14 protein-coding genes are annotated in these 14,420 nt (G+C 68.7%); 10 read left to right on the forward strand and 4 right to left on the reverse strand.

Annotated features, from left to right (window positions below; all coding sequences use genetic code 11):
• Positions 1–261: 261 nt before the first annotated feature.
• Positions 262–459, forward strand: coding sequence for a hypothetical protein (locus tag DIE02_RS09255; protein ID WP_044846784.1), 198 nt, complete (start codon positions 262–264; stop codon positions 457–459).
• Positions 460–550: 91 nt separating this feature from the next.
• Here DIE02_RS09255 and DIE02_RS09260 read toward each other — a convergent pair whose 3' ends face one another.
• Positions 551–919 (reverse strand): hypothetical protein, encoded by a 369-nt coding sequence (locus tag DIE02_RS09260; RefSeq protein ID WP_185702611.1) that lies wholly within the window; start codon positions 917–919, stop codon positions 551–553.
• A 162-nt stretch (positions 920–1,081) separates the two neighbouring features.
• On the opposite strand from DIE02_RS09260, the gene glpD reads away from it, so the two are divergent.
• From glpD to DIE02_RS09275, 3 genes are all read left to right on the forward strand, one after another.
• On the forward strand, positions 1,082–2,605 hold the full coding sequence (gene glpD, locus DIE02_RS09265; RefSeq protein ID WP_124486896.1) for a glycerol-3-phosphate dehydrogenase: 1,524 nt from the start codon (positions 1,082–1,084) through the stop codon (positions 2,603–2,605).
• A gap of 105 nt (positions 2,606–2,710) precedes the next feature.
• Positions 2,711–4,213, forward strand: coding sequence for a glycerol kinase GlpK (gene glpK / locus DIE02_RS09270; protein ID WP_124486895.1), 1,503 nt, complete (start codon positions 2,711–2,713; stop codon positions 4,211–4,213).
• A gap of 96 nt (positions 4,214–4,309) precedes the next feature.
• The gene (locus tag DIE02_RS09275) at positions 4,310–5,026 is read left to right on the forward strand and encodes an MIP/aquaporin family protein (protein ID WP_044846788.1); all 717 of its coding nucleotides are present in this window, start codon (positions 4,310–4,312) and stop codon (positions 5,024–5,026) included.
• Positions 5,027–5,157: 131 nt separating this feature from the next.
• On the opposite strand, the gene DIE02_RS09280 is transcribed toward DIE02_RS09275, so the two are convergent.
• From DIE02_RS09280 to DIE02_RS09290, 3 genes are read right to left on the reverse strand one after another with little or no spacing between them, the layout of a single operon-like run.
• Entirely contained in the window at positions 5,158–6,408 is a 1,251-nt protein-coding gene (locus tag DIE02_RS09280; protein WP_124486894.1) for an NAD(P)/FAD-dependent oxidoreductase, read from the reverse strand.
• Between the two features lie 4 nt (positions 6,409–6,412).
• Positions 6,413–6,721, reverse strand: a complete 309-nt coding sequence (locus tag DIE02_RS09285) for a non-heme iron oxygenase ferredoxin subunit (RefSeq protein ID WP_044846790.1) — start codon at positions 6,719–6,721, stop codon at positions 6,413–6,415.
• A 37-nt stretch (positions 6,722–6,758) separates the two neighbouring features.
• Positions 6,759–7,898, reverse strand: a complete 1,140-nt coding sequence (locus tag DIE02_RS09290) for a fatty acid desaturase family protein (protein WP_124486893.1) — start codon at positions 7,896–7,898, stop codon at positions 6,759–6,761.
• Between the two features lie 121 nt (positions 7,899–8,019).
• Between DIE02_RS09290 and DIE02_RS09295 the strand changes: the two genes are divergently transcribed.
• The 6 genes from DIE02_RS09295 (at position 8,020) to DIE02_RS09320 (ending at position 14,361) form a co-directional block, all read left to right on the forward strand.
• Positions 8,020–9,084: a LacI family DNA-binding transcriptional regulator gene (locus tag DIE02_RS09295; RefSeq protein ID WP_124486892.1), complete on the forward strand. Its 1,065-nt coding sequence runs from the start codon at positions 8,020–8,022 to the stop codon at positions 9,082–9,084.
• Positions 9,085–9,224: 140 nt separating this feature from the next.
• Entirely contained in the window at positions 9,225–10,259 is a 1,035-nt protein-coding gene (locus DIE02_RS09300; protein WP_124528867.1) for a xylose isomerase, read from the forward strand.
• 36 nt (positions 10,260–10,295) lie between these two features.
• Complete coding sequence (locus DIE02_RS09305; protein ID WP_124489877.1) at positions 10,296–11,126, forward strand: TIM barrel protein; 831 nt, start codon at positions 10,296–10,298, stop codon at positions 11,124–11,126.
• A 179-nt stretch (positions 11,127–11,305) separates the two neighbouring features.
• Positions 11,306–12,427, forward strand: coding sequence for a porin (locus DIE02_RS09310; protein WP_124489878.1), 1,122 nt, complete (start codon positions 11,306–11,308; stop codon positions 12,425–12,427).
• Between the two features lie 77 nt (positions 12,428–12,504).
• A complete protein-coding gene (gene iolG, locus DIE02_RS09315; protein ID WP_124528869.1) occupies positions 12,505–13,491 on the forward strand; it encodes an inositol 2-dehydrogenase in 987 nt (328 codons plus the stop codon).
• 183 nt (positions 13,492–13,674) lie between these two features.
• The gene (locus DIE02_RS09320) at positions 13,675–14,361 is read left to right on the forward strand and encodes an HAD family phosphatase (RefSeq protein WP_124488633.1); all 687 of its coding nucleotides are present in this window, start codon (positions 13,675–13,677) and stop codon (positions 14,359–14,361) included.
• Positions 14,362–14,420 lie beyond the last annotated feature (59 nt).

Here is a 14,420-nt window from a genome sequence, read left to right on the forward strand (position 1 = left end):
CAAGAAGTTGGCGCGCCCGCTGAACCGCTAGCGGTTTGCGTGCCTGTCAAACTGAAAATTAACGGGGCACGATTTGTCGTTGCCCGCGCGCTCGACTAGACTCCAGTTCCCCGGCCCGTTCGCGCGATCCGCCCGTGCCAAGGCGTGTGCGAATCCGAAGGCCGGCGAATACAGCTTTCCCCCCAAGCCATACCCCGCCGGGTATCGCGCAGCGGCGTTTGCGCCGGCTGCGCGGGCAAACCGATTGCCATGGAGAGAACGATGCTGAGTCCGCATGAATTCGCCACGCTACTGCTTGTGAAGGATGCCCCCGATCATGGGGACATGGATCGCGATGAACTCGACGCGCTGCTCGAACAGCAGCTCGTGCGGCTGGAAGGGCTGGGATCGGGACGCAAATACTGCGTGACCGAAACCGGCGACGCCGCGTTGCGATCCATCAAATGCCGCTATTCCTGAAGTCCCGCTGTTCCTGACTTGAGCGCGCCGGCCGGATTTCCGGCCGCGCCGCTTTTCCCGCGCTTTTCCCGCCTCCCGCAGCGCTCCGGCGTCAGCCGCCACGCAGCGTCGGATCGACCGCGGCCCGCCAGCTGACGGCCTGCGCGCGCGCGCCGTTGAAATACGCGACCCATCCGGCGCGCCCCGCCGCGTCGGGCGCCGCATAGTGCGCCGAAAGTTCGTTTACGAACGCGCAATAGTTCGCCTGCGTCAGCCCGCGATACCGTTTCGCCACATACGCGTCGTACAGCGTCGAATAGACCGGCTGCGCGTCCGAGCCCCAGTCGCGCGCGGTGCCGCCGCACGACGTCTGCAGGTCGACGAACGACGGCGCCCGCCAGTTGCCGGCAAGCGGCGGCGTGCCGGCGCTGCATCCTGCCAGGACGACGGCGCACGCGCCGGCCCACATCCCAATACGCATGATTCACCTCGCGAAACGGTCGATTGCGCCAGTATCGTCCGGGATCGCGCCACGCGCTACTGGCCCCGCTTTTTCGAACTTTACTTTTTCGATTTCGTTCGTTAAATTTCGAATTCGAACATTTCATGTTCGTCCATTTCCATCAGACGATAAGGACAGCAGGTGACCCAACCGAATCGCTACGATCTGCTCGTCGTCGGCGGCGGCATCAACGGCGCCGGCATCGCGCGCGATGCGGCCGGCCGCGGCCTGTCGGTCCTGCTCTGCGAGCAGGATGACCTCGCGTCGCACACGTCGTCGTCCAGCACGAAGCTGATTCACGGCGGCCTGCGCTACCTCGAATACAACGAATTCGGACTCGTCCGCAAAGCGCTGCAGGAGCGTGAGACGCTGCTGCGCGCGGCGCCGCACATCATGTGGCCGCTGCGCTTCGTGATGCCGCACATGCCGAACCTGCGGCCGGCCTGGCTGATCCGCATCGGCCTGTTCCTCTACGATCACCTCGCGAAGCGCGAACTGCTGCCCGGCTCCCGCGGCATCGACATGCGCCGCCATGCGGCCGGCGCGCCGCTGATCGACTCGATCAAGCGCGGCTTCGTGTATTCGGACGGCTGGGTCGACGACGCGCGCCTCGTCGTGCTGAACGCGCTCGATGCGAAGGAGCGCGGCGCCGAGATCCTCACGCGCACGAAACTCGTGTCGGCGGAACGCCACGGCGACGAATGGGAAGCGCGGCTGCGGCACGCGGACGGCTCGATCCGCGTCGTGCGCGCGCGCGCGGTCGCGAACGCGGCCGGCCCGTGGGTCGGCGAAGTGCTGCACGGCGCGCTCGGTCGCGGCGCGCAGCACAGCGTGCGGCTCGTGAAGGGCAGCCACATCATCACGCGGCGCCTGTTCGATCACGACCACGCATACATCTTCCAGAACCCGGACAAGCGGATCATCTTCGCGATTCCGTACGAGCATGACTTCACGCTGATCGGCACGACCGACGTCGAATACACGAACGATCCCGCGAAGGTCGCGATCGATCGCGACGAGACGCAGTATCTGTGCGATTCGATCAACCGCTACTTCAAGCGCAAGATCTCGCCGGCTGACGTGCACTGGACCTATTCGGGCGTGCGCCCGCTGCTGGAAGACGAAAACGCGGCGAATGCGTCGGCCGTCACGCGCGACTATCGCCTCGAGATGGACGACGGCGCCGGCGCGCCGCTGCTGTCGGTGTTCGGCGGCAAGATCACGACGTTCCGCAAGCTCGCGGAGGAAGCCGCCGACCTGCTGTGTCGCGCGCTCGGCCGCGACGCGAAGACCTGGACGGCCGGCGCGCCGCTGCCGGGCGGCGACATCGCGAACGCGAAGTTCGACGTGTTCGCCGACGCATTCGCGAAACGCCATCCGTGGCTGCCCGCCGCGCTTGCGCGCCGCTATGCGCGCGCGTACGGCACGCGCGCGGAACGCGTGGTGGACGGCGCGACGTCGCTCGCCGACCTCGGCGCCGAGATCGCCCCGGGCATCCACGATGCCGAACTGCGCTACCTGCGCGACGTCGAATGGGCGACCTGCGCGCAGGACGTGCTGTGGCGCCGCTCGAAGCTCGGCCTGCACGTGGCGCCCGGCACGCTCGACGCGGTGACGGCCGCGGTCGATGCGTGGTTCGCCGCCGCGCACGCGCCGCACGCGTGATCCGTTTGCAGTTGCAGTTGCCTGACCGACGTTGATTCACCGACGCGCCGCGTAACATGCGGCGCGCATCACAACTACGCCAATCCACGGATGGAGATGAGAGACATGCAGGATCAGTACATCCTCGCGCTTGACCAGGGCACGACGAGCTCCCGCGCAATGCTGTTCGATCGCCAGGGCAACATCGTATCGATCGCCCAGAAGGAATTCGAACAGATCTACCCGCAACCCGGCTGGGTCGAGCACGACCCGCAGGAAATCTGGTCGACGCAGGCGGGTGTCGCCGCCGAAGCCGTCACGCGCACCGGCCTGAACGGCACGTCGATCGCCGCGATCGGCATCACCAATCAGCGCGAGACGACGATCGTCTGGGATCGCGAGACGGGCCAGCCCGTCTACAACGCGATCGTGTGGCAGGACCGCCGCACCGCCGACTTCTGCGATTCGCTGAAAGCACAGGGCCTCGAGGCGAAGGTGCGCGCGAAGACCGGCCTGCCGATCGACTCGTACTTCTCCGCGACCAAGATCCGCTGGATCCTCGACAACGTGCCGGGCGCGCGCGACAAGGCGCGCCAGGGCAAGCTCGCGTTCGGCACCGTCGACAGCTGGCTCGTGTGGAACTTCACGAAGCACGAGCTGCACGTGACCGACGTGACGAACGCGTCGCGCACGATGCTGTTCAACATCCACACGCGCGAGTGGGACAGCGAGCTGCTCGAGCTGCTCGACATCCCGCGCAGCATGCTGCCGGAAGTGAAGGCGTCGTCGGAAATCTACGGCCATACGAAAACCACGGTGTTCGCGTCGAAGATCCCGCTCGCGGGGATCGCCGGCGACCAGCACGCGGCGCTGTTCGGCCAGATGTGCACGACGTCGGGCATGGTGAAGAACACCTACGGCACCGGCTGCTTCCTGATGATGAACACCGGCGACAAGCCGATCGAGTCGAAGAACAACCTCGTCACGACGATCGCGTGGCAGATCGGCGACGACGTGCAGTACGCGCTCGAAGGCAGCATCTTCATCGCGGGCGCGGTCGTGCAGTGGCTGCGCGACGGTGTCGGCATCATCAAGACGGCCGCCGAAATCGAAGCGCTCGCCGCGAGCGTGCCGCATACCGACGGCGTCTATCTGGTGCCGGCGTTCGCGGGCCTCGGCGCGCCGCACTGGAACGCACGGGCGCGCGGTTCGGTGTTCGGCGTTACGCGCGGCACGACGTCCGCGCACCTCGCGCGCGCGGCGCTCGACGCGATCGCGTACCAGTCGCTCGACGTGCTGGCCGCGATGGAAGCCGACTCGGGCATCAGCATCGGCGAGCTGCGCGTCGACGGCGGCGCGAGCGCGAACGACCTGCTGATGCAGTTCCAGGCCGACCTGCTCGGCGTCGACGCGGTGCGCCCGCAGATCACCGAGACGACCGCGCTCGGCGCAGCCTACCTCGCGGGCCTCGCGATCGGCTACTGGAAGAACCTCGACGAAGTGCGCAGCCAGTGGCAGCTCGATCGCCGCTTCTCGCCGTCGATGCCGAAGGAGCAGGTCGAGCGCTGCATGGCTGGCTGGCAACGCGCGGTGCGCGCCGCGAAGGCGTGGGCCGACGACGTGCAGTAAGCACCGCGGCAGAAATCACAAGAACTCCGAACGAAATACAACAACACCGGCGGACCGCGCAACGCGCGAGTCCGCCGCGACCTACGAGAGACAAACATGTCACCTTATATTGCAGAATTCATCGGCACCGCCATTCTCGTGCTGCTCGGCAACGGCGCGGTCGCCAACGTGCTGCTGGCGAAGACCAAGGGCAAGGGCGCGGACCTGATCGTGATCGTGATGGGCTGGGCGATGGCCGTGTTCGTCGCCGTCTACGTGACCGCATCGTTCAGCGGCGCGCACCTGAACCCGATCGTCACGATCAGCCTCGCGCTCGCGGGCAAGTTCGCGTGGTCGAAGGTCGGCGGCTACATCCTCGCGCAGATGCTCGGCGGGATGGCGGGCGCCTTGCTCGTGTGGCTCGCGTATCGCCAGCACTTCGCGAAGGAAGTCGATGCGGACCTGAAGCTCGCGGTGTTCTGCACGGCGCCCGCGATCCGCAGCACCACGCACAATGTGCTGACCGAAGCGATCTGCACGTTCGTGCTGATCCTCGGCGTGCTGTATCTCGCGTCGCCGCAGGTCGGCCTCGGCGCGCTCGACGCGCTGCCGGTCGGCCTGCTCGTGCTCGGCATCGGCATCTCGCTCGGCGGGCCGACCGGTTATGCGATGAGCCCGGCGCGCGACCTGTCGCCGCGCCTAATGCATGCGCTGCTGCCGATCCCCGGCAAGCGCGACAGCGACTGGCGCTATGCATGGGTGCCGGTGATCGGCCCGCTGCTCGGCGGCGCCGCGGCGGCCGGCCTGTATCTGCGCCTGCACGCGATGGCCTGAGCGCGGGTTTGTTCATTCGGGCTCGGGTTCGAACCCGAGTCCGAGTCCGAGTCCGAGTCTGAGTCCGAACCAGAACCCGAGCGCGCGGCAGCGACTGCCGCGCGCCTCCCCTTCTCCCTCGCCCACCGCCGCTAGCGTTCGCCCGCGGCCGACACCAGCGACTTCAGCTTCACCCCCGCATCCGCGACCGCGGCCGGCGTCACGCCGATCCCGCGCTCGACCAGCAGGCGCGCGACGCGCATCTCCTTCACGAACCCCGACGCACGACCGAAACCGCTCGCCGCGACGAGCCGCTCGCCGGCATCGAAATGGAAATGGATTTCCGCATCGTCGCCGAGCACGCGCGCGACCGTCCGCACACCGAGCGCCGGTTCGCCGGCCACCTGCAGTTGCGCGTCGTATTGATCAGACCAGAACCACGGCGTGTCGCGATACGGTTCGTCGGCGCCGAGCATGTTGCGGGCGGCGACGCGCGCCTGCGTTTCCGCGCCGTGCCAGGTTTCCTGACGCACGAGCCGCCCTGACGGCCCGCTCGGAAACACCGCGACATCGCCGGCCGCGTAGATGCCGCGTGCCGAGGTCTCGAGCCTCGCGTTCACGACGATCCCGCGTTCGACAACGAGGCCCGCGTCGCGCGCCAGTTCGTCGGCCGGTTCGATCCCGATGCCGGCCACCACCGTATCGGCGCTCAGCGTGTCGCCGTCTTCGAGCACGACGGCCAGCGCGCCGTCCGGCGCGCGCTCGATCGCGACGGGCCGGCGGTTCAGGCCGATCGCGACGCCCCGCGCCGCATGCAGCGCATGCACGCGTGCCGCGATCGGCTCCGGCACCGCACGCCCGAGCAGGCGCGGTGCCGCGTCGAGCACGGTCACGCGACAGCCGCGCAACCGCGCCGACGCCGCGACCTCGAGACCGATGAAGCCGCCGCCGATCAGCACGACGCGCGCGTCGGGCACGAGCCGCGCACCGAGCGCCGCCGCGTCGTCGAGCGTGCGCAACGCGAATACGCCGGCGAGCTCCGCACCCGGAACCGCGAGGCGGCGCGCACGGCCGCCGGTCGCGAGCAGCAGCGCTTCGCAAGCGAAGCCGCGGCCATCCGACACATGCACCTCGCGCGCCACCGGATCGATCCGCTCGACCGTCGCGACGATCGGCTCGATGCCGTCCGCGCGCCACGCATCCGGATCGCGCAGCCCGCATTGCGCGGCGCTGCGCTCGCCGGTCAGCACGCCCTTCGACAGCGGCGGCCGCTCGTACGGCAAGTGCGCCTCCGCGCCGATCAGCACGATGCGCCCGCGCCAGCCGCCCTCGCGCAACACCTGCGCCGCCCGGCCGCCCGCATGGCCCGCGCCGACGATCGCCATCACCCGGTCGTTCGCCATCGCGTCACACCTCGATCAGGATGCGGCCGTTCTCGATCTTCGCGCGGTAGGTGCGCAGCTTCTCGCACGCGGGCGCCGACAGTGCCCGGCCGTCGCGCACGTCGAAGCGCCCGTTGTGCTTCGGACATTCGATCACGTGATCGATCACGAGCCCGTCCGCGAGATGCACGTGCTCGTGCGTGCACAGCCCGTCGCTCGCATACACGTTCCCGTCGATCCGGTAGATCGCGTATGTGCGGCCGTCGTGGTCGAAGCGCGCGACGTCTTCGTCGTCGATGTCGTCGAGGGCGCCGGTGTCGATCCATTGCGTCATGTTGCGTGTCTCCTTCGTTGGAATGTTCGATGCGTTGTCATGCGCGCGCCGCGTCGGGCACCGGCCGCACGACGTAATGCGACGGGTCGCGCGTCTGCCGGACGAGCGCCGGCACGATCTCCGCATACGCGGCCAGCGTGCTGCGGTAAGGCGGCGGCATGTCAGCCTTCACGGCTTCGTGCAGTTTCGGCAGCGCGTGGAACGGCACCATCGGGAACATGTGGTGTTCGACGTGATAGTTCATGTTCCAGTACAGGAAGCGGAATACCGGATTCATCCTCACGGTCCGGCAGTTGCGCCGGTGATCGAGCACGTTCTCCGGCATGCCCGCGTGCTGCGTGAGGCCGAAGTACAGGTACAGCCACGCGCCGTACAGGCTCGGCAAGCCGATGTAGAGCACCGGCAGGATCGTGTGCCAGTACAACGCCGCACCGATCACGCACGCATAAACGGTCAGATGAATCCGCACCTCGCGCACGGCCTTCGGCCACTCCGATTCAGGCACGTAGGTGCGCTCCTCGGCGTCGAGCCGGCCGGCGAACGCGAGCACGATCATCTTGCGCAGCTCGCTCGCGACGTGCTTCAGCGCCACCACGTTCAACATGAGCCCGAGCCAGTCGGTCGGCTTCGGCGCGGCGATTTCCGGATCGCGGCCGACGATCAGCGTGTCGGTGTGATGGCGCGCGTGGCTCCAGCGCCAGACCGTCGCGCGGCGGAACACCTGGAACGACGCGACCTGGTACAGCACGTCGTTCATCCAGCGCGTGCGGAACGCGGTGCCGTGTCCGCACTCGTGCCAGCGCGAGTCGGCCGGGCTGCAGTAGAGCGTGCCGTACACGAAGAACGCGAGGATCGCCCACGCGGAATGCGCACGCCAGGCGAGCCACGCGAGCACGCCGCTCGCGACGATCGCCGCGTACCAGATCAGCGTGTCGCGGATCGCGCGCGCATCGTCGCGCTGCATCAGCTGCTTCATCAGCGGCCGCGGCACCGGGCACCGGTACCACGCGGCATTGACGAGGCCCGCGGCACGCGCACGCTCGCCGGCACCGCCGATCATTCGGTAATCCTGACGGCGCGCCGCCGCGTTGCGGTCGTGCGCCTGATCGTTCGTGTGGGCCACGCGTGTCTCCTGATTGTTCGTTTGCGGGAAGCGCGGCGCGCGCTTCGCATGCATTCAAAATTAGGCGACGGCCATGCCCCGCTCAATCGAAACGTTGACGAAATTTCGCCATCGCTTTAGCGTTCCGGACAGCGCCACACCCCGCTGGCGACGACAGACGAACACGGAGACGACCATGGCCGACCCGACCGGTCCGCGCTGGCGCAAGCGCACCGCGCGCTTCGACGAGATCGCGGCGCTCGCCGGGGTCAGCACGACCACCGTCGACCGCGTGCTGAACGAGCGCGGCAGCGTGTCCGCACAGGCACGCGAGCGCGTGGTCGCGGCCGCGCGCCAGCTCGGCGTGCCGCGCCAGTTGCCCGACACGCGGCACGGGCTGCTTCACGTCGACGTGCTGCTGCCCGACACCGATGCACCGTTCTTCCGGCGGCTGCAGCAGGCGGTGCAACGCTCGCTGCAGATGCTCGACCGGCGCGTGGTCGTGCACCGGACCATCCTGCCCGCCGCGGACGACGAGCGCGCGGCCGCGCTGATCGAACGGCCCGCGTACCGGCGCGCGGCTCTGATCGTCACCGCGCGCGACACGCCGCGCGTGCGCGACGCACTGGCCGGCGCGATCGCGCGCGGCGAGACCGTCGTCACGATGGTTACCGACATCGGCGGCGTCGGCCGCGTGCACTACGCGGGCATCGACAACTACCGCGCCGGACGCACGGCCGGCTACTACATCGGCCGCCTCGCCGCGCGCCCCGGCCGCGTGCTGCTGCTCGCCGGACGGATGGGCTACCGCGCGCACGCCGACCGGATGGCCGGCTGCATCGACCAGTTGCGGGAAGCCTTTCCCGACCTCCGCTGCGACGACGCGCCGATCGAAACGCTCGACCAGGACGACCGCTGCTACCGCGCGGTGACGAACACGCTGCACGCGCACGACGACATCGTCGGGATCTACAACAGCGGCGCGGGCTCGGCCGGCATCGAGGCCGCGCTGCGCAAGGCGGGCGCGTCCGGGCGCGTCGTCTGGATCGGCCACGAGATGATCGACCTGCACCGCACCTACATCGAGGCCGGTTCGATGGACATCGCGATCGACCAGGATCCGGACGGCCAGGCGATTTCCGCGCTGCAGCACGTGCTGCACGCGTGCGGGATCGTCGAACAGCCGCCACCGGGCGACCCGGTCGAATTCCGCGTGTTCTGCTCGGCCAACGTGCGCACCAGCGCGTACCTGCCGGCCTGACGCCCGCCGCGCATCGCGCGGACGCGCGCCGCAAAAAAATCGACCGCCGCATGGGCGATTTTTCGTCAACGTTTGTCATGCAGCCCGCTCGGCACGTCCGTACATTTGGCAGCCATCCAGAACCGGAACGGACGGAGACGATGGCTGAAGCGATACTCATCGGCGTGAACCTCGACGGCGTGCTCGAACACGACGGCCTGCCGCTGCCCACGCCTGCCGAGCGGTTCCAGATGATCGCGGACGCCGGCGTGTTCGACTACGTCGAGAAGAACCCGGTGCACGGCGAGGACCTGTCGCCGTACTTCGCGCTCGTCGACCGGCATGCGCTGCCGATCCGCGTGATCGGCGGCATCTGGTGCGCCGGCCGCGACGAAGCGCACGTCGTCGAGATCGTCGACGCCGGCGCGCGGTTCGGCAGCACGGTACTCAACTGCCAGCTGTACCCGCATCATGCGGACGGCCATCCGCTGTCGGACCGCGAAGTCGCCGACTTCTACCTGCGCGCATACGAACGCGGCGAGCCGGTTGGCTGCCTGCCGAGCCTCGAAGTGCACGTCGACATGTGGAGCGAGGATTTCCCGCGGATCGCGCGCGTCGCGCAATGCGTCGAGCAAACAGGCGTGCCGTTCCGGATCACGCTCGACCATTCGCACCTGCTGTTCAAGCTCGGCAATCGCCCCGAACTCGATGCGTCGGGCCTGCGCGAGCCGGTCGAGCGCGTGCGGCAGCTGCTCGACCCGGCCTCGCCGTCGGCCGTCTACGCCGACTGGATCGCACGCGGCTGGGTCCGCCACGCGCATGCGCGCAGCGTGATTCCGAACAATCCGGAGAACCGCTGGATGCGCCGCGCGGACGGACGGCCCGGCCGCGGGATCCAGTACCCGTTCGTCGAACCGGCGCCGGGCGCGTATCACGGCGAATGGCGCGCGGCACCGCTCGACACGTGGAAGACGGCGCTGCGGCGCCTGCTGGAGTGGCAGGTGCATACGCGGCCGACACCGCTCGAGCAGATCAGTTGCGAGTTCATCCCGTTTCCGGACTACGGCGGCGGCGCCCGCTATTCGATCTTCGACAACAACGTCGCGTGCGCGCAATGGCTGCGCGCCACGTGGCACGCGCTCGTCGCGGAACCGGCGGATGTGCCGCCCGGCGCCGGCGCACGCAGCTTCACCTGATTCGCCCCGCCCCATTCGACACCTGAGGACCGAACGATGACGCAACCCGCCTTTCACTTTTCGCTGAACCGGATGAGCGCGCCGCGCCTGCCGCTCGACCGCTATGTCGCGCTGTGCCGGCGGCTCGGCATCGACTCGATCGAGATCCGCAACGATCTCGACGGCGTCGAGATCACCGACGGCACGCCGGCTTCGGCCGTGCGCGCGACGGCCGAAGCCGGCGGCGTGACGATCCTGACGATCAACGCGCTGCAGCGCTTCGACCAATGGAACGCCGAGCGCGCGGACGAAGCGACCGTGCTCGCCGACTACGCCGCGCAATGCGGCGCACGCGCGCTGGTGCTGTGCCCGACCAACAGCCGCGGCGACACGCGCGAGCCCGCCGCGCGGCACGCCGATCTCGTCAAGGCGCTCAAGGCGCTCGAGCCGATCCTCGACGCGCGCGGCCTGCTCGGCTTCATCGAGCCGCTCGGCTTCGAGGAATGCGCGCTGCGCCGCAAGTCGGACGCGGTGAAGGGCATCTACGCCGCGGCCGGCGAGCGGGTATTCCGGCTCGTGCACGACACGTTCCACCATCATCTGTCGGGCGAGGACATCTTCTTCCCGAACCTGACAGGCCTCGTGCACATCTCGGGCGTCGAAGAAGGCGACCTGCCGGTCGACCGGATGCGCGACGGCCATCGCGTGCTGGTCGGCGGCGCCGACCGGCTCGGCAATGTCCGGCAGCTGCGCGAGCTGCTCGCGCGCGGCTATCGCGGGGCATTCTCGTTCGAGCCGTTCGCGAACGAAATCGCGGAAGCGGGTGACATCGAAGACCGGCTGCGCGCCAGCATCGACTACATCCGCGGCGAGCTGGCGGCTCGCTGAACATCGCGGCGGCGCACGCCGCCGCGGCAATCGCCGCGCGGCACGTCGCGTCGCGCATCCTGCCGCGCATGATACGGCATGCGATGCGGCACACGACGTGACGTACGCGCTAGGCATGCGCGACAGGTTGCAGGCACGCAGGCAATCCACAACAAAACGACGACAGGTCTGGAGACGACATGAAACGAGTTTCGCCAACGGCACTCATCTGCTCAGGATTCCTCTGTTATTCGAGCGCTTTCGCGCAAACATCGGTCACGCTATACGGCGTCGCCGACGCCGGCCTCGACTACGTGAGCCAGGTGCAGGCCGGCGACGGCACCACCGCGTCGCGGCTGCGCGCGCAAAGCAGCGACTGGGGCGCGAGCCGGTTCGGGCTGCTCGGCCAGGAAGACATCGGCGGCGGCTATCGCGTGGTCTTCAATCTCGAATCGGGCATCAACCTGATGTCGGGCACCGCGGGCGACGGCAACGGCAGCCTGTTCAGCCGCAAGGCGCTCGTCGGCGTGCGCCACGACCGGCTCGGCACGCTGACGTTCGGCCGCAACCTGTTCATCGCGAACGATCAATGGGACATGGATCCGCTGCTGCAGCAAGCCTATTCCGCGACCGCGCTGGTGCGCAGCCGCAACGTGCCGATCACCAGCAACAACGTCGAATACCGGTCACCGTCGTGGAACGGCTTCAGCGTGCATGCGCAGTACGCGCTCGGCAATCAGGCGGGCGGCTTCAATCTCGGCGCGGCGCACGAGTACGGCCGCAGCGACGGCATTCAGCTCACGTACCGCAACGACTTCGTGATGCTGCGCGCGATGTACGACGAGCTGCGCGACGCGAACGGCCGGATGAGCAACGTGTTCACGAGCTCGCGCGAGGTCTTCGCCGGTGCGAACCTCTATTGGCGCGCGCTGACGTTGCAGGCCGCGTACACGCACCTGAACGCGCCCGACACGCCTGCCGGCCTTGCGCGCAATGCCGATCACTACTGGATCGGCGCGCAGTATCGCGTGACGCCCGCGCTATCGCTCGGCGGCGCCGCGTACTACGTGCACGTCGGATCGGGGGCCGGCGACGCGACGCACGATCAGTCCGGCCACGCGTCGATGTTCGCGCTCGGCGGCGCCTACAGCCTGTCGAAGCGCACGCTGCTCTACGCGACCGTCGCGCACGTGCGCAACGCGAGCGGCTCGAATTTCTCGGTCGCGAACAACAACCCCGGCACGGACAACGACAACCTCGCGAATCCGCTGCCGGGCCGTTCGCAGACCGGCGTGAACATCGGCATTAATCACTCGTTCTGACGAGCGCGACGGTGCGTGGCCGACGTGAGCCACGCAGCGTCCCACACAACGGAATCACCAGGAGAAAGGAGCACACCATGATCGAGTTCGCCTTGTTCGGTGCGGGAAGAATCGGGAAGATCCACGCGGCGAATCTGGCGCGCCACCCGGGCGCGAAACTCAAGTACGTGATCGACCGCCATGCGCCGTCGGCCGCGGCGCTCGCGCAGGCACACGGCGCGCAGGTCGCCGACCTCGAACGCGCGCTCGGCGACCCGTCCGTGCAGGCCGTCGTGATCGCATCGAGCACCGATACGCACGCGGACCTGATCGTCGCGGCGGCGAACGCGGGCAAGGCCGTGTTCTGCGAGAAGCCGGTCGACCTGAGCGTCGCTCGCTCGCGCGAATGCGCGGAGGTCGTGCGCCGCCGCGGCGTTACCTGCATGATCGGCTTCCAGCGCCGCTTCGATCCGACCTTCGCCGCGCTGAAGGCGCGCATCGAGCGCGGCGAGATCGGCACCCCGGAAATGCTGGTCGTCACGAGCCGCGACCCCGGCGCGCCGCCCGTCGACTACCTCCGCAGCTCGGGCGGCATCTTCAAGGACATGCTGATCCACGACTTCGACGTGTTCCGCTGGATCCTCGGCGACGAGGCGCAGACGCTGCACGCAACCGGCAGTTGCCTGACCGACCCGGCCGTGCGCGACGCCGGCGACATCGATTCGACCGCCGTGACGATCCGCACGCGGCGCGGCCTGCTGTGCCAGATCAACACGTCGCGCCGCGCGGCTTACGGCTACGACCAGCGCTTCGAGCTGCTCGGCAGCAACGGGATGCTGCAGGCCGGCAACGTACGGCCGACCGAAGTGACCGCATGGTCGGCGAACGGCATCGCCACCGACGTGCCGGAGCCGTTCTTCCTCGAGCGCTATCGGCACGCTTACGCGGCCGAGATCGCGCACTTCGTCGACGCGCTGCGCGACGGCACGCCGGTCAGGACGACGATCGACGACGGGCTCGCCGCGCTCGAGCTCGCGGAAGCCGCGATGACGTCGTGGCAGACGGGGCGCGTGGTCGAGGTGTGACGCACGCGACGGCGGCCGGCGGCAGCACGCCGCCGCGCGGCGGGTGCCGGGCCGGATCCGCTACGCCGGATCGGCCCGGCCGCGGCGGCAGCGACAGCGCGCCGAACGGCGCACGGCGCAGCCGCGAAAGCACGTATCATGGCGGCATGATCGGCGTCGCCGACACCCCGCTTCTTCACCATCATGCTCGATCACCTTATCTGCGACTGCGACGGCGTGCTCGTCGACAGCGAAGTCATTGCCGACCGCGTGCTGCTCGAAACGCTGTCCGCCACCTTCCCGCACCTCGATTTCGAAGCCGCCGCGAAGTCCGCGTTCGGCCAGCAGACGTCGCGCTTTCTCGCGGGGCTCGAAGCGCATTTCGGCATCCGGATGCCGGACAACTTCATCGAGACCGTCGAGCGCAACATCGAAACCGGTCTCGCGCAATCGCTCGCGCCGATCACCGGCGTGCGCGACGCGTTGCTGAAGGTCGGCCTGCCGGCCGCGGTGGTGTCGAACAGCCGGCTCGTGCGCGTGCGCAGTTCGCTGAAGCGCGCGTCGCTCACCGAAATCTTCGGCGAGCGCGTGTTCAGCTCCGAGCAGGTCGCGCGGCCGAAGCCCTACCCCGACGTGTACCTGCATGCGGCGCGCACGCTTGGCGTCGCGCCGGCGCGCTGCATCGTCGTCGAGGACAGCGTGTCGGGCCTGAACGCCGCGCGCGCGGCGGGCATGAAGACGATCGCGTTCGTCGGCGCGAGCCACATCCCCGACAACTACGCGGACGCGCTGCGCGCGATGGGCATCACGCGGATCATGCGCAGGATGGATGAACTGCCGGCGCTCGTCGCGGCCGGCCTGCGCGGCGAATTCGGCGACGTGCAGTCCTGACCGACCGCCGCGCCGGAGCGACATCACCGGCGTGCGGCTCGCTGCGCACGCCGTACCCG

The organism is Burkholderia sp. Bp8991, assembly GCF_003853795.1.
Classification (GTDB): domain Bacteria; phylum Pseudomonadota; class Gammaproteobacteria; order Burkholderiales; family Burkholderiaceae; genus Burkholderia.